Annotated in this window: 14 protein-coding genes; 12 read left to right on the top strand and 2 right to left on the bottom strand. The window is 37.8% G+C overall.

The genetic code is table 11. From position 1 onward, the window contains the following. The 10 genes from coaBC to AAGF08_RS18990 all read left to right on the top strand — a co-directional run. On the top strand, positions 1-987 hold a 987-nt coding region (gene coaBC / locus AAGF08_RS18945), incomplete at its 5' end, for a bifunctional phosphopantothenoylcysteine decarboxylase/phosphopantothenate--cysteine ligase CoaBC (RefSeq protein WP_343512970.1). Between the two features lie 28 nt (positions 988-1,015). Further along, the gene (locus AAGF08_RS18950) at positions 1,016-1,918 is read left to right on the top strand and encodes a DUF4835 family protein (protein WP_343512971.1); all 903 of its coding nucleotides are present in this window, start codon (positions 1,016-1,018) and stop codon (positions 1,916-1,918) included. Positions 1,919-1,957: 39 nt separating this feature from the next. Further along, the gene (gene recN / locus AAGF08_RS18955; protein WP_343512972.1) at positions 1,958-3,610 is read left to right on the top strand and encodes a DNA repair protein RecN; all 1,653 of its coding nucleotides are present in this window, start codon (positions 1,958-1,960) and stop codon (positions 3,608-3,610) included. A gap of 86 nt (positions 3,611-3,696) precedes the next feature. Beyond that, positions 3,697-4,512 carry an SDR family oxidoreductase gene (locus AAGF08_RS18960; protein ID WP_343512973.1) on the top strand — a complete coding sequence of 272 codons (816 nt, stop codon included), beginning with the start codon at positions 3,697-3,699 and terminating at the stop codon, positions 4,510-4,512. Positions 4,513-4,647: 135 nt separating this feature from the next. Beyond that, positions 4,648-6,240, top strand: coding sequence for an amidohydrolase family protein (locus AAGF08_RS18965; RefSeq protein WP_343512974.1), 1,593 nt, complete (start codon positions 4,648-4,650; stop codon positions 6,238-6,240). A gap of 85 nt (positions 6,241-6,325) precedes the next feature. Beyond that, positions 6,326-7,126: an alpha/beta hydrolase gene (locus AAGF08_RS18970; protein WP_343512975.1), complete on the top strand. Its 801-nt coding sequence runs from the start codon at positions 6,326-6,328 to the stop codon at positions 7,124-7,126. Between the two features lie 167 nt (positions 7,127-7,293). After that, a complete protein-coding gene (locus AAGF08_RS18975; protein ID WP_343512976.1) occupies positions 7,294-7,746 on the top strand; it encodes a MarR family transcriptional regulator in 453 nt (150 codons plus the stop codon). A gap of 87 nt (positions 7,747-7,833) precedes the next feature. After that, positions 7,834-8,379, top strand: a complete 546-nt coding sequence (locus AAGF08_RS18980; protein ID WP_343512977.1) for a YceI family protein — start codon at positions 7,834-7,836, stop codon at positions 8,377-8,379. A gap of 78 nt (positions 8,380-8,457) precedes the next feature. Further along, positions 8,458-9,408: a ring-cleaving dioxygenase gene (locus AAGF08_RS18985; protein WP_343512978.1), complete on the top strand. Its 951-nt coding sequence runs from the start codon at positions 8,458-8,460 to the stop codon at positions 9,406-9,408. Continuing rightward, positions 9,401-10,012 carry a dienelactone hydrolase family protein gene (locus AAGF08_RS18990; RefSeq protein WP_343512979.1) on the top strand — a complete coding sequence of 204 codons (612 nt, stop codon included), beginning with the start codon at positions 9,401-9,403 and terminating at the stop codon, positions 10,010-10,012. The genes AAGF08_RS18985 and AAGF08_RS18990 overlap by 8 nt, the downstream gene beginning before the upstream one ends. A 42-nt stretch (positions 10,013-10,054) precedes the next feature. Here the strand turns inward: AAGF08_RS18990 and AAGF08_RS18995 are convergent, their stop codons facing one another. Continuing rightward, entirely contained in the window at positions 10,055-13,087 is a 3,033-nt protein-coding gene (locus AAGF08_RS18995) for an SMC family ATPase (protein ID WP_343512980.1), read from the bottom strand. Beyond that, positions 13,084-14,313: an exonuclease subunit SbcD gene (locus AAGF08_RS19000; protein ID WP_343512981.1), complete on the bottom strand. Its 1,230-nt coding sequence runs from the start codon at positions 14,311-14,313 to the stop codon at positions 13,084-13,086. The genes AAGF08_RS18995 and AAGF08_RS19000 overlap by 4 nt, the downstream gene beginning before the upstream one ends. A gap of 68 nt (positions 14,314-14,381) precedes the next feature. Between AAGF08_RS19000 and AAGF08_RS19005 the strand changes: the two genes are divergently transcribed. Then, on the top strand, positions 14,382-14,954 hold the full coding sequence (locus AAGF08_RS19005) for a septal ring lytic transglycosylase RlpA family protein (protein ID WP_343512982.1): 573 nt from the start codon (positions 14,382-14,384) through the stop codon (positions 14,952-14,954). A gap of 58 nt (positions 14,955-15,012) precedes the next feature. Next, a complete protein-coding gene (locus AAGF08_RS19010; protein ID WP_343512983.1) occupies positions 15,013-16,083 on the top strand; it encodes an efflux RND transporter periplasmic adaptor subunit in 1,071 nt (356 codons plus the stop codon). The last annotated feature ends 1 nt before the right edge of the window (position 16,084 follow it).

Below are 16,084 nucleotides of genomic sequence, written 5' to 3' on the forward strand. Positions count from 1 at the left end.
CACGTAGAACTTGGACTTTGGGCAGATTTATTTTTAGTAGCCCCTATAACTGCAAATTCCATTGCCAAATTTGCAAACGGTCTTTGTGACAATCTTTTGACAGCTACATATCTTTCAGCTAGATGCCCCGTAATACTTGCTCCGGCTATGGATCTAGATATGTTCCAACACCCCTCTGTTCAGGCTAATCTAGCAAAGCTAAACTCTTTTGGGAATAATATTTTGGATCCTGAATCGGGTGAATTGGCTAGTGGTTTATCCGGCCAAGGAAGAATGATGGAACCAGAAAACATTCTAAAAAGATTAGAGAAATTTTTTAAGGATAGAGAAGATTTTAAAAAGAAGAAGGTTCTTATTACAATGGGGCCAACTCAAGAAGCTTTGGACCCAGTCCGGTTTATCAGTAACCATTCCAGTGGTAAAATGGGGATCGCCTTAGCAAATGCTTTTAGAAATAGAGGGGCTGAAGTCTATGTGATTTCAGGACCGATTTCGTTGAAGGTAGATAAAGAATCTTTTCATTGGAAAGACGTGAAGTCAGCGAAGGAAATGTATCATGAGGCTAAATTACTCCAAGCAAAAATGGACATTTGTGTTTTTGCTGCGGCAGTTGCTGATTATGCACCAGCGGAAATTGCTCCTGAGAAAATTAAAAAGAGCGATTCAGAACTTACAATTAAGATGGTTAAAAACGTTGATATTGCTTTTGAATTAGGTAAAATCAAAAAACCAGGCCAGCTTCATATAGGTTTTGCTTTGGAGACAGAAAATGAGGCAGAAAATGCAAAAGCCAAGTTAGATAAGAAAAACTTTGATTTGATCGTTTTAAACTCGATGAAAGAAAGTGGAGCTGGTTTTCAGGTAGATACAAATAGAGTTCATATTTATGGGTCGGGAGGAGGGTCAATAAGCTCCGAAGTTGCAGAAAAATCAAAAATTGCAGAATTGATTTTAGACCAAATCAAATTAGCACCAATTGGGGTTTAAGCTTGATTATTTCCTTATTTTTAAAGCTATGAAGAAAGCGATTTTATGCTTGATTTTGATTCTTGTAGCTCATTTTGGGTTCACTCAGGAATTAAACTTTACAGTAATTATTAATAGTGATCGAGCTAGAATACAGAATACTACTGTGTTTTCTACCATGAAAACTAGCTTTGAACAATTCCTGAATGGTAGATCCTGGACTAATGATGAGTTCCGACCTGAAGAGAGAATTAAGGGGAATCTACTTATTACAATTAATGACGTTCCTCAGGTGGGAGTTTATAATGCTACTGTTCAGATTCAGACCGTGAGGCCTATTTACGGGACAAACTATGAGTCTTTGCTTTTTAATTTTGCTGATAGGAATTGGAATTTTGAGTACATCGAATCACAACCTTTAGAGTTTAATAGGTTTAATTTTTTGAACAATATCAGTTCCTTATTAGGGTATTATGCACATATTGCTTTGGGACTTGATTATGATAGCTTCTCCAGTAAAGGAGGAGATGATTTCTTTGAAATAGCAAACGATATAGTAAATAATGCCCAACAATCAGGAAGACCGGGTTGGGTACAAAGTCCAACAGATCGGAGAAACAGGTATTGGTTAATAAATGATCTTTATACTTCATCTGTTTATTCCCCAATAAGAGAAGCGTACTATTTGTATCATCGTCAAGGCTTAGATATTCTACAGGTAGACCCTGAAAAAGCTTACCAAAACATGCTTGAGGCTGTAAAAATGGTAGCTGAAGCAAACAAAGCCCAACCCAACGGTATTCTTACCATTACATTTATGGATGCTAAAGGGGATGAAATTTCCCAAGTTTTCAAAAATGCCTCTTTGGAAATAAGGACAGAATTAGTCGAACTTCTACTTGAAGTAGACCCAAATAATGCGAGAAAATATAATGAGTTACTGAAAAGCTAATTCCGATTTATAACTTTGTGCTTTTCCTGTTAATTACCCATGCTTATATCACTTAGTATTCAAAATTATGCTTTAATCGATCACTTGCTGATGAAGCCAAGTTGTGGGTTGAGTATGATTACAGGTGAAACAGGTGCAGGAAAATCTATTATGCTTGGGGCAGTTGGTTTACTACTAGGAAATAGAGCAGATACAAAAGTTTTACTTTTTGATAATAAAAAATGCATAGTTGAAGGTGTTTTTGAAATTGGGGCTTATGGACTGAAAGAATTTTTTGAGCAAGAAGATCTTGATTACGATACTACTTGTATAATCAGAAGGGAAATTAGCCCGAGTGGGAAGTCTCGTTCTTTCATCAATGATACGCCAGTTCTTCTTGAGACACTGAAATATTTGGGGTCTAAATTAATGGATGTTCATTCCCAGCATGATACCTTACAATTGGGGACAGGATCTTATCAATTAAATTTGATTGATGCTTTTGCTCAAAGTCAATCTGAATTAAAAACGTATAAGTCAGATTTTAAAGCATTCAAAAAGAATCAAAAGGCATTTGAGGAATTAAAACAGAAAGCCCAAGAATTACAGAAGGAAGCGGATTTCAACCAATTTCAGCTGGAGGAATTAAGTGCTCTGTCATTAAAGCAGGGTGAGCAATCAGAGTTGGAATCAAATCAGGAAGTTCTTGAAAATGCTGAGGAAATAAAGCTAAAGATTAATGAAATGCTCTTACTCTTTGAAGATGAGCAATTTGGGATTAGTCAGGGGATGAATCAGGTTCAGCAAAATATGGGAGTCTTAGCCAGATTGGCACATAAGTTTGAGCCCTTAAAAGAGAGATTCCAAAGTTTAAATATAGAGCTTAAAGATTTGTCAGAATCGCTAAGAAGTGAAGAGTCTGAAGTGGAAGTTGATTTTGATCGATTAGATGAAATTAGAGAGCGATTGAGCAAAATTTATCAGCTCCAAAAGAAACATGGAGTTTCTACAATTGAGGAATTAATTGCTTTGGAGTCTGAATTGGCAGATAAAGTTTTTCAGTTTCAGAATTTAGATGAGACATTAACTTTTGCAAAGGATCAACTTAAGAAAGCAGAGGAGTCTCTTATTAAATCAGGAAATGCTTTAAGCAAGAAAAGAAGCTCTTGTTTTTCAGCATTCCAGAAGCAAATGGAAAATTTGTTGGCTGAATTAGGAATGGAAAATGCGAAGCTTAAAGTGGAGCAGAACCCCAGCTCTCCAACAGCTTCAGGGTTAGACGAAATTGAATTACTTTTTTCAGCAAATAAAGGGGCTTCTTTACAGCCTTTAAAGAAAGTTGCATCTGGAGGAGAGTTTTCTCGATTGCTTTTTGCCATTAAATATCTAATGGCAGATAAAATGGCCTTGCCCACATTAATTTTCGATGAAATAGACTCTGGAATCTCTGGAGAAGTAGCCTTGCAGATGGTAAGAATGATGAAGGAAATATCTAAAAACCATCAGGTTATTTGCATTACTCACTTACCACAGGTGGCAGGACAAGGAGATGTTCATTATTTTGTTTATAAAGACAATTCATCCCAAAAGACAGTAAGTAAAATAAAGGAATTGGATGCTAGCGAAAGGGTAATGGAATTAGCAAAAATGATCGGAGGAGCTAATCCTACCAACTCGGCTATCGAAAGTGCGAAAGAACTTTTAAAACGATAAGTTAAGAGTCTGATCTCCTTTGGTAGGGACCGAATGCCAAATTTTCTCTATTTTTACCCTTATTTTTGAAATCAACCCAATAGTATATGCCAGAAAATTTGCTGAAAGGAAAACTAGGTATCATCACTGGTGCCCTTGACGAGAATTCCATTGCATGGAAAACCGCTCTGAAAGCCAAAGAACAAGGAGCTAAATTTGTATTGACAAATGCACCGATTGCCATGAGGATGGGTGCAATTAATGATCTTGCAAAAGAATGTGAGACCATTGTAATTCCAGCGGATGCTACGAGTCTCGAAGATATTGAAAAGCTTTATACTGAAGCGAAGGAATATTTGGGAGGAGATTTTGATTTTATTCTTCATTCCATCGGAATGTCTCCCAATATCAGAAAGGGGCGTTCTTACGGTGACTTGAACTATGATTGGGCGATGAAGTCATATGATGTTTCTGCAATTTCGTTTCATAAAATGATGCAAGTGGCGGAAAAGATGGATGTAATGAAAGAATGGGGATCCATTGTTGGACTATCCTACATCGCTGCACAGCGAGTATTCCCTTTCTACACTGATATGGCTGATGCAAAATCTTTGTTAGAGAGCATTGCTAGAGGATATGGATATAGATTTGGCAAACTTAAAAATGTCCGTGTTAATACTATCTCACAGTCTCCAACAAAGACAACTGCTGGAACTGGAATAGGAGGTTTTGATTCATTTTACAACTTTGCGGATGCTTTATCACCCCTTGGAAATGCTTCTGCTGAAAGTTGTGCGGATTATATTGTAACGATGTTCTCTGATCTTACCCGAATGGTAACGATGCAAAATCTTTTTCACGATGGAGGTTATTCTTTTACCGGAATTTCGGAAGATATCATGGAAAAGTTTAAAGATTTATAATAAGGTTCTTTCCTTTTATAAGAGCTCTTTGGTTATCCAAAGAGCTTTTTTTGTTTAAGCAGTTCATCCTTTTCTGATTTTTTGTTGCAGCAATTTGCATTATCTTATTGCTCGTTAATATTCAAACCATCAACTATGAAAAAATCTTTGCTTCTAATTGCATTATTCTGTGGCTTTCTTTCTACCTCAGCCTATGCACAAATTGAACCAGCTCCTGACCGTATCGAAGGGGATGGCCAATATGATCGCCTCATTTTAAGAGGTGTCATTTTAATCGATGGTACCGGAGCACCACCGATTGGTCCCGTCGATATTGTAGTGGAGGAGAATAGAATCGCACAAATTCAAGTGGTTGGTTATCCGGGTCTTCCAATTAATGAAAACAGAAGACCCAAAGCAGGCGAAAATGATAAGGTGTATGATTTAGATGGACATTATTTAATGCCTGGCTTTATAGATTCACATGCTCATATTGGCGGTCGAGGTCAAGGAACACCTGCGGAATATGTCTTTAAACTTTGGTTAGCTCATGGGATAACTACAATTAGGGATCCTTCTGCCGGAAATGGCTTAGAATGGGTATTAGACCAGCGTGAAAGATCGAATAAAAATGAGATTACCGCACCTCGAATATTGGCCTACACCTCTTTTGGGCAAGGTTCTGAAGGACCTATAACCAATGCTGAAGAAGCAAAATCATGGGTGAATTCAAATAAGGCAAAAGGAGCAGATGGAATTAAATTCTTCGGGGCAAAACCTGAAGTTATGCAGGCAGCTATTTCTGAAAATAAGAAAATAGGTCTTCGTTCTGCGATGCATCATGCTCAAATGGATGTCGCTAGATGGAATGTACTAAATTCTGCCAGAGCAGGCCTTACTTCAATGGAGCACTGGTATGGATTACCTGAAGCTCTTTTTGAAGATAGAACGATACAGGATTTTCCAGTTGATTACAATTATCAAAATGAACAGCATAGATTTTCTGAGGCCGGTAAACTTTGGCAGCAGGCTGCTAAACCCTATTCAGAACATTGGAATAATGTGATGAATGAATTGTTGGCATTGGATTTCACCCTAGATCCCACGTTCAATATTTACGAAGCGAATAGAGATCTTATGAGAGCACAAAGAGCTGAATGGCATGAGGTCTATACCTTGCCTTCACTCTGGAAGTTTTATGAGCCAAGTAGACAGTCTCATGGTTCCTATTGGTTTGATTGGACGACCGCATTAGAAATCCAGTGGAAGGAGAACTATAAACTTTGGATGACTTTTGTAAATGAATACAAAAATCGTGGAGGAAGAGTAACTGCAGGTTCTGATTCTGGGTTTATCTACCAATTATATGGATTTGCTTATATCCGAGAGCTTGAATTACTTCAAGAAGCAGGATTTCATCCATTGGAGGTAATAAGATCTGCAACGATGTATGGTGCCGAGTTGATGGGGATGGATGAAGAGATCGGAACGGTGGAAGTTGGTAAATTAGCCGATTTTGTAATCGTGGAGGAGAATCCGCTTCAGAATTTGAAAGTGCTTTATGGAACCGGTGCAATTAGAATTGATGAAAATAATAAAGCAATCAGAGTAGGTGGTGTGAAATACACAGTTAAAGATGGAATCGTCTATGATGCTAAAAAGCTTTTGGAAGATGTAAAAGAGATTGTTGAAAAAGCTAAAGCTGAAGAAGGAAGCGTAAAAATTACCCAACCAGGACTGGATTGGTAATTTTATAAAGAATTAAAACTTAGAACCGGGTTGTTTTGTTAGCTTACTAGAAATTGACCCGGTTCATTTTTAAATCTCCAAACCTATGCCTCATATTATAGTAAATAATGTCAAGTTATTCTACACAGATCAAGGTATTGGAGAGGAAACAATTGTTTTCTCACATGGACTACTTTGGAGCCACAAAATGTTTGAGGCGCAAGTCGAGTTTTTGTCCGCTAGATTTAGAGTAATAGCATTTGATCATAGAGGGCAAGGAGAAAGTGAAGTTAAGACTCCTTACGACATGGATACGCTTACCGAAGATGCTTTTTTGTTAATTAAATCACTTTGTAATAAACCTGTACATTTTGCTGGGCTATCTATGGGTGGATTTATTGGGATGCGTATGGCGGCAAGACATCCAGAGATTGTTAAAAGCCTAATTCTTTTAGAAACCTCGGCAAATTCTGAGCCCGTAGAGAATTTACCAAAGTATAAAACCTTAAGCAGTATAGTGAAGTGGTTTGGTGTTATTAGGCCTGTGGCAAAAAAAGTTATGCCTATCATGTTTGCTGAAAGCTGGCTAATGAATCCAATCAACAAGGAGAAAGTAGATTTTTGGAAGAAAGAACTGATGTCTAATCATAAATCTATAACTGGACCTGTAGAGGGAGTTATATATCGAAAGGGAGTGGAGGAAGAATTGAAATTTATTACTTGTCCTACCATGATAATTGTAGGAGATGAGGATGTTGCAACAAGACCTGAAAAAGCCAAATTTATCCAAATGGGTATCCCAGATTCAAAATTGCATCGTGTTCCCGGTGCTGGGCATAGTAGTTGTATAGAGAAACCCAAAGTAATCAATCGGTTAATCGGCGATTGGTTGATTGAGAATAGTTAATCTTTTTAATCAAGTATTTAAGTCAAGTTTTTATTGAGAAGAAATTTTTGATTTGATTTTTATTGTCTCTCAATTCCTGATTTTCAGATAATTACTAATTATTTTTTGTTTTTATGAAACCTTTTCCTAGATTTACATGTATATACATTAAATACAATTGCAGTAAAATGGTGAAAATCGAAGAAGCAATACAACAAAAAGAATTTAAGGACCCTTATAACAAGGTTGTTGTTAATTTATTGTATACCAACAGCTTCTTAGTTACATCCCAAAATGCTTTATTCAAACCTTATGGTATTTCTCCAGAACAATATAATGTTCTTAGGATCCTAAGAGGTCAGAATGGCGTGCCGACAACAGTTTCCTCTATACAAGAAAGGATGTTAAATAAAATGTCCAACGCTTCAAGACTCATTGAAAAGTTAAAGCTCAAAGGTTTTGTAAAGCGTTCCGAATGTCCAAATGATAGAAGACAGGTGGATGTACTAATCACCGAAAAAGGCCTGAAAATATTGACTGAGCTACAATTAAAAGTAGAAAAAGGTAATAAGATGTTCGTTCATTTAAACATAGATGAAGTAAACCAACTTAACGATCTCTTGGACAAATTGAGAGGGTAACTTTTTTTACTCTAATCAATGTATAGACAATTAATGTATTAACAATTCAAGTAAATAACTATAAACCAAAACAAAACAACAAAGATTATGGCAACTACTAAATGGATTATTGACCCTACTCACTCTGAAGTTTCATTCAAAGTTAAGCACCTAGTAATTTCTACTGTAACAGGTTATTTCAGAAAATTTGAAGGAAGTCTAGAAACTGCTTCAGATAATTTTGATGGAGCTACTGTTAAATTCACCGCTGACATCGACAGTATTGATACCAACCAAACTGACAGAGACAATCACTTGAAGTCTGCAGATTTCTTTGATGCGGAAAACCATCCAAAATTATCTTTTGAGGGTAAATTGTCTGAAAAAGATGGAGAGTATAAATTGATCGGTGACTTGACTATGAGAGAAACTACCAAAGAGGTAGAGCTTTCAGCTGATTTAGGAGGAGTTACTGCTGATCCATATGGTCAAACTAAAGCAGGATTTGAAATCGAAGGAAAAGTAAATAGAAAAGAATTTGGGCTTTCTTGGTCTGCAGTGACAGAAGCTGGTTCTGTGGTAGTAAGCGATCAGGTAAGACTAAATTTGAGTGTTCAACTTGTTAAGCAAACTGAACCTGTATTGGCAGATTAAGTTTAAAATACCCATCATTTAAATTTGAAGCTATGGGGATTTTTTCTCATAGCTTTTTCATAAAATACCCTGATATCCATGAAAACTTTAATAAGTGGAATACACCATATCACAGCGATCGCTGGAAATCCTCAAGCCAATGTCGATTTTTATTCAGGAATCCTAGGCTTGAGATTGGTGAAAAAGACCATCAATTTTGATGCGCCTGATGTGTATCATTTCTATTTTGGAGATGAGCTGGGGCGGCCTGGAACAATCTTCACTACTTTCCCTTTTACAGGAGCCAGAAAAGGCACCAAAGGAACTGGAGAACTAACCTACACCGCATTTTCTATCCCTTCTGATTCTTTGGAATTTTGGATCGAAAGGTTGAAAAAATATGGAGTAGCGGTATCAGATGTTCTGACCCGATTTGGTTCAAAACTGATCCGTTTTGAAGATCATGATGGGATGGGGATTGAGTTGGTGGCAACTGATTCTGACGATAGAACTGGTTGGACCTATGGACAAGTTCCAAAAGAATATTCTATCAAAGGATTTTATGGAGCAACCTTAAATCTTCGGGCAAAAGATCAAACCGAAAAGCTTTTGACTGGTTTTATGAATTACAAATTCATTGGCCAAGAAGGAGATCGGTATCGATATGGAACACAAGGAAAACCTGGAGATATTGTGGATATCGTAGTAAACCCTTCTGGAAATAGGGGAATGCAAAGTGCGGGGACTGTCCATCACATCGCCTTTCGTACAGCTAATTCAGAATCGCAATTAGAGATACAAAAGCTTTTAATGGAAAATGGATATCAAACGACAGAAGTAAAAGATAGAAATTATTTTACTTCAATTTATTTCCGCGAGCCAGGAGGGGTGCTGTTTGAAATTGCTACCGATGAGCCAGGCTTTGCTATTGATGAAGATGAAGCGCGTTTAGGTGAATTGATCAAATTACCTGAATGGGCAGAACCAAGCCGTGAAGAAATTGTGAAAAATTTGATTCCGGTTTCCTTAAAAACTGAATCCTATGCCTGAGATAAAAAAAGCAGGAATTCCATTAAATGAAGCTAAAAAAGCAGCTATACTGATTCATGGACGTGGTGCTACAGCCTCCAGTATACTAACTTTGAGTAATCATCTCAATCTAAATGGTTTTGCACTTTTTGCGCCACAAGGGGAAGGTAATACCTGGTATCCTTATAGTTTTATGGCACCAGACCAACAGAACAGGATAGCTCTGGAAAGTTCAATTGCTACTTTGGAATCTGTTTGGAAGCAAATCGAACATGCAGGCATTAAGCCGGAACAGGTTTATTTCATTGGGTTTTCTCAAGGCGCTTGTTTGAGTTTGGAGTTTGCAGCTAGGAATGCTCAGAAACTTGGAGGTATTATTGCTTTTACCGGAGGTTTAATCGGTGAAAAACTTCAACCGGAAAAGTATGCTGGGGACTTCGAGGGCACTCCAGTATTTATTGGAAGTAGTGATCGGGATTTTCATGTTCCAGCTACCAGAATAAAAGAATCTGCCGCACTTATGGAAAAAATGGGGGCGAAGGTTAAAACCTGGCTTTTTGATGATCCAGAACATACAATTCGCCAAGAAGAGATAGAATGGGTCAATAAAAATATTTTAATGTGATTTTCTTATTGAAAAAATCCCCGACTTTGCCGGGGATTTTTTTTAGAATGAATAGGTAACCTGGGAGCCTTTATCGGGATCTAAAGTGACTTGAGCATATACACCGATTTCCTGCTGTAATTCTTCCACATGGGAAATAATCCCCACGATTCTATTCTCATGACGAAGAGATTTCAAGGTTTCAAAAACCACACGAAGGGCATTTCTATCTAAAGCTCCGAAACCTTCATCCAAGAAAAAGAAGCTTTGATCGGCTTGGTTGATTGATTTTACTTTTTCTGCTAAAGCCAATGCAAGACATAAAGATGCCTGAAAAGTCTGCCCACCAGAAAGTGTTTTCAGTAACCTACGTTTTCCTCCATTCAAATAATCAATGACCCAAAAGGTATTATCATCATCTATCTCCAGGCTCAAGCTATTTTTGCTCAATTTCATAAACCGGACATTTGCCGTGTTGCAAAGCTCCTTGAGATAAATCGAGCTCACATATTTTACAAAGCCACTTCCTTTGAAAAGCCGCTCCAATTCTTTCAAATTGCTTTCCCGATTTTCTAGTTTGCCGTAGGTTTCAAGCAATATTTTTTTGTTTTCCAGTTGGCTTTGGATCGTTTTGATTTCTTCGTTTAAAAGTAATAAACTGTTTTGAACCGATTCGACTCTAGCTTTCATTTCTCCTACCAACTCTTTTAATTCGAAAAATGCCGCTTTATCAAATTCGATGACTCCCTTTTCTGATTTGAGCTCATTGATTCTACTTTCCGTAATGGCATTTTTTTGGTCAAATCCCCGGATTTCCAAATCGACTTTTTCTGCATCCAGTGAGTTTTCAAATAGTTTCACCAAAGCTATCTCGTCGGTAAAACCATAAGTTTCTTTAAGGTATTCAAATTCGGATTGAAGTTTGGAGAGCTTTTCACTCGATGCAGTTTTAAGATCCTGAAAACCCTTCAAACTAGTCAAATTAGAAGCTTGAGCCTCCCGTTTTTCTCGGAGATGCTTCTGCTTTCCTTCTAATAATTTGATTGCTTCGTCAATATCTGCTTCGACTTTCAAAATGGTCTCTTGTATCTGATCTGCACTCTTAGAAAAGAATGGCTTACAAAAAGTCGGATCTTTAATTTCTTCTTTTTTGGAAGAAATCGAAGCATTAATGGTGTTTTGACTTAATAGCGCTTGCTGAAAAAGTTTATCGGTCAGCTCAATTTCGCGTCGTTGTGTATTCCAGGTTTGGCGAAGTAGCTTTACCTTTTGCAGTATCTTTTCCTTTGTTTTTCCCGCTTCAGAGAGACTTTCTACTTTGGCTTTTAAATCAGCCTGGCTTGTAATTCCATGGCTAGAAACCATCTGAGTCATTTCTGCCAATGACTTTTTAATTTTCTCGATTTCAGCCTCTTTATCTCTATAGTTTTTCTGATGATTTTCTAAATGAATCTGATATTCCTTTTCCTTCTGGATCAAAGTCAGAATTGTTTCTAGTTTATCTTTTTCCAGACTGATTTCTTCATTTTTGGCTTTTAGTTCTGCCTTTTCTTCCTCTGATTTTAAGGGATTTGGATGTTCTAAAGCTCCACAAAGAGGACAAGGATTTCCATCTTCCAGCAAATGAACATGAACGCCTAAGCCTTGTTTTTGCAGAATTTTATCACGTTCTGACTCCAGTTTAAGAATGTATTGCTTTTGACTTTTTTGCCAGGAGTCGAGATTTGTTTCTTTGGATGGAAGCTTGGAATGAATCTTCGCAACATTTCCTTTAACTGTTATTATTTCCTCTTGAAGTTGATATCGGTCTTTCGTGAGTTTTGATATTTCTGATTCCCAAACTGACCAATCTCTCAAAGCTGTTTGAAAAGCAGAGAGAATTGTTACATCTGGGCTGTCCAACTTCTCAGTTTCTTGTTCAAGGCCTGAAATTTCACCTTCCAACTTTATCTGTGAAGCTTTTTTGCTGTCGATCTCTGGCTTTAAGGTTTCAAGTTTTTGATTCGCTTCATCAAGGTTTGATTGCATTCGTTTTATTTCTAATACTTTTTTAAGATCCCTGATTTTAGCTTCCCTGGCAGGTCTTTCCTGATTTTTTTCTTTTAATTTCCGCTCTTCCTTCTCCAAAACTTTTACCTCTTCCACATATCGGACTTTGAAACGCTCACAATCCACCACGCTGGTTGTGTACTTTTCCAACTCTTTCTTGGTATCATTTATTTGATCCCAAACTGGCTTGAGATAAGTTTTTGCTGTAATAAACTCTTTGTGGAGGAGTCTCTTTTCTTCGATTTCTGGTTTTTTGAGTAGCAATTCCTGATAATTCATTTGGAATTGGTGGAGTTGCTGAGATTTCTGATGAAGATTTTCCTGATGTTTTAATTTAGTTTCCGAAAGCTGCAATTTCAGTGAAAGCTGTTCTGAATCTACTTTTTGTATTTTTTGCGAGGCTATTTTTTCTTCGAGGATTTCCGGAGTAAAAGCTTCTAATCCCGAAAGCTGGGTTTCCATTCTGATTTTTTCTTCCCTGACTGCCTTCAAAAGCGACCCTGTTTTTCCAGATAAATCAAAGCGCTCCAAGCCAAACAATTCTTTCATCATTTCAGCTCTTGGACCAGGCGTTAGGTCAATAAATTCTCTGAATTTTCCCTGAGGAATAATCACTGTTTGCTTGAAGTGCTCCTTCTTCATGCCAATGATCTCTTCCGCTTTCGAAGTGATCGGCTCCCAATTTCCTACTACTTTTTCGTAAAATGTATGTTCGGCAGGTTTAACATCTTCAAACCTTTTAGGATTTCTTTTCGCTGCATATCTCGCCAGAAATGAAGACACATTGTTTTTTCCGGATTGAAATTCAAAATTGATCAATAGCTCCTCACTTTGAAGGTTGAGCATGCTGTTCTTTTCACCTCGATCAGAAAGACGCTCAGTACTTCCATAAAGTGCCAAAAGTATGGCTTCCAAAATGGAGGATTTTCCGCTGCCGACCGCTCCAAAAATCCCGAAAAGCCCAGCAGCTGTCAGTTGGTCAAATTCGATGACTTGCTTTTCCCGGTAGGAATATAGCCCTTGTATTTCCAGTCTAATTGGGATCATGCTTCGTTGGATTGACTGATTACTTCTCTAAAAATTTCCATCAGTTCCTCGTTGGGTTCCTGACCTTTTTCACTTTTATAAAACAGTTGAAATAAGTGACTCATGTCTTTTCCTAAATCTTCAACTTTCAAATGAAAACCTTCCTGTCCTTGTGGATTTTTGATTTGTGGAATTAAGTTGACGATGCCATCGTGGGCTTTCATAATCGCTTTTCTGGTCGCTGCATCGATGGAATGCTCCGTAACGTACGTGATTTCTACAAAGCAATAAGGATTCTCTTCCAGCCAGGTCAGCGTTTCTTCCAACTTTTCAAAAGTCATTCGATACAGTGGCCTGCCTTGTTTCAAGCCGATTGCTTTACAGGTCACTGCTTGGCTTGGTTGAGCCTCGATGAGGACCACTTTCTTTTCCTGATCTGCTTCGCTGAAAGAATAAGCCAAAGGTGAACTGGAATACACAACGGGACAGTGTTCGTGGCCAACTGAATGGTAGCGATGCAAATGGCCCAGAGCCGCATATTGGATTTGTGAGGGGATGTTTTTCGTGAACAAGGCCTGTGTTCCTCCCACATGTAAAATCGGCCTTTCGGATTCAGGTTCTGCTTCTGGCTTTTCTCCTTCTTTCATGAAAAAGAAATGACCTACGAAGATATTTACGCCGTTTTCATCACAATATTTATTTGCGAGGTGCTTCCATTTTTCTTGTAAAATCTCTCTGAATTCCGCCTCACGATCCCCTTCTCCGAGATAGGTTTTTAGTAAAGTTTCGTTGGCATAAGGCGCCAATATCACTCGGATAGGAAAGTCAGACTTCGGAAGTTTCAACTCCACAAATCCAGATTCTGATTTCGTAATTTCAATTCCTGAGTCTAGTTTTCCCGTAGGAATAATACTGTCGTATCTGCTGTAAAACAGGATTCCCAATTCTCTTGCGAGTGGATCCGGAGCCTCGACGAACTGGGTGCTATCATGATTTCCTGAGATGGCGATAATAGGTCTTTCCCCATTTTCCGAAAGCTTTCGAAGCGTTTTATATAAAAGTTCGACTGCTTCATGATTGGGGTTAAAAGTGTCGAAAATATCGCCAGCAAGTAGAATCAAGTCCACATTTTCCTGATCAGCGATATTAATTATTTCTTCGAGCACCAGCTTTTGCTCTTCTAATCTGGAAAATTCCTGAAGTCTTTTGCCTAAATGCCAGTCGGCTGTATGTAAGATTTTGATCATAAATGATTGGAAAAAGTAAAAAACTAAGTTAATCTTATGCTTTGCCGCTTGCAAGCTAAAATAAGGGAATGACAGCAATTGGCATTTTTATTGACTGGCAAGCCGAAATGAAATTTGTTAACATGCGACTGTGGATTTTCCTGCTAATAGCCGTCTTTTCAGGGACAATTTCTCATGCAAAAGTGGAAGGTGATTCCTTGCTGATTCAAGAGGGGGTAGCTAGTTTTTATGGTAAGAGATTTCATTTGAGAAAGACTTCCAATGGGGAAATCTTTCACATGGATAGTTTAACTGCGGCACATAAAACATTACCTTTTGGGACAGTACTAAAAGTGACAAGAGTGGATACTGGTATTTCGGTTTTTGTTAAAGTAAATGATAGACTTCCTAAATATTCAAAGCGTATAATCGATTTATCAAGAGCAGCTGGGACAGAATTAAATATGATTTATGATGGGATTACTCTTGTTAGGTTGGAAGTAGTGAAGCCTGAGGTAATTGAAGAATTAATATTTTTTTACGGTGAAAAAAAGCCACCAAGTATTCGGCTTCGACCGATAGCAAAAGCGATAAATCTATATAAACCATTACCAGATTGGAGCAGGTTACCTGAATTTACAATTATTAACAGGCCCATTTAAAAATTCCTTTGAGTTTGAATAATTTCTTAGTTTATTAAATTCGAAATTGTCTAGCTCCATGGTAAAATTCAGATTTATATTCTTAGCACTTTTAGCTGTCACATTTTTTTCCTGTAAAAGCGACGAAGAGAAGGTCGAAGAAGCCCCTACCGAATCATTCAGAAATGAAGTTGCTGCTACCGAGGTCAATGTGGCTTTGGCTGAAGTAAAAAGCTTTGATTATCTCATTAACGCGATTGGTAAATTGGAAGCTGCAAGTCAAGTTACTGCTGTCATTGAACAGGCGGGTTTTCTGATCGAACTAAATGTCAGAGAAGGGCAATCCGTTAACAAGGGAGAAGTAATTGCAAGGTTAGATCCTACAGAAGCTCAACTTCGACTTGATAAAGCTCAAATCTCCCTTCGGAATGCCAATGCTGAATACGAATCTATGAAAATGGGCTATGAGACTATTTTTGAATCAGGAGATGAGGAAAGGAAAAAGACTATTGAGGAGCAATTAAAAGCAAAAAGTGGTGTTTTTTTGGCTGAAGTTGAGTTGAAAGAAGCCCAACTCAATAGAGACCGATGTGAATTGAAAGCTCCCATCCCTGGTAAAATAGCAGATCTGAAATTCAAAGAAGGAAGTTTAGTTGGAGCGAGTCAAGAGCTATGTGAGATATTAGGGAGTAGCCAATTGATATTGAAGGTGAAGGTTTTGGAATCGGATATTTCATTGATCAGCCCGAACCAAATAGCAGAAGTATTTTCTATTTCAAATTCTCAAAATGCCATTGAAGGTCGTGTCATAGGAATCAACCCTAAGGTGGATGAAAATGGTCTGGTTCAGGTATCCGTTTCCATCAATTCACAGAAAAATTTATTGCCAGGGATGAATGCCCGAGCAATTATCAGAGCTCCCCAAAATAATAGCTTGGTTGTACCGAAAGATGCTTTGGTTTATAGATCAGGCCGTGCGGTAGTCTTTACAATAGAAAATGAGGAGTCAAAATGGAACTATGTGGAAGTAGGGAAGGATAATGGGGAAGAGGTAGAAATTCTGGAAGGGATTGAGCCAAATAGCACCGTGATTACCTCAAACAATTTACAGTTAGCACATCAGGCACCAGTCCAAATTATTAAAGACTAAG

The organism is Algoriphagus sp. SE2 (genome assembly GCF_039563885.1).
Taxonomy (GTDB): domain Bacteria; phylum Bacteroidota; class Bacteroidia; order Cytophagales; family Cyclobacteriaceae; genus Algoriphagus.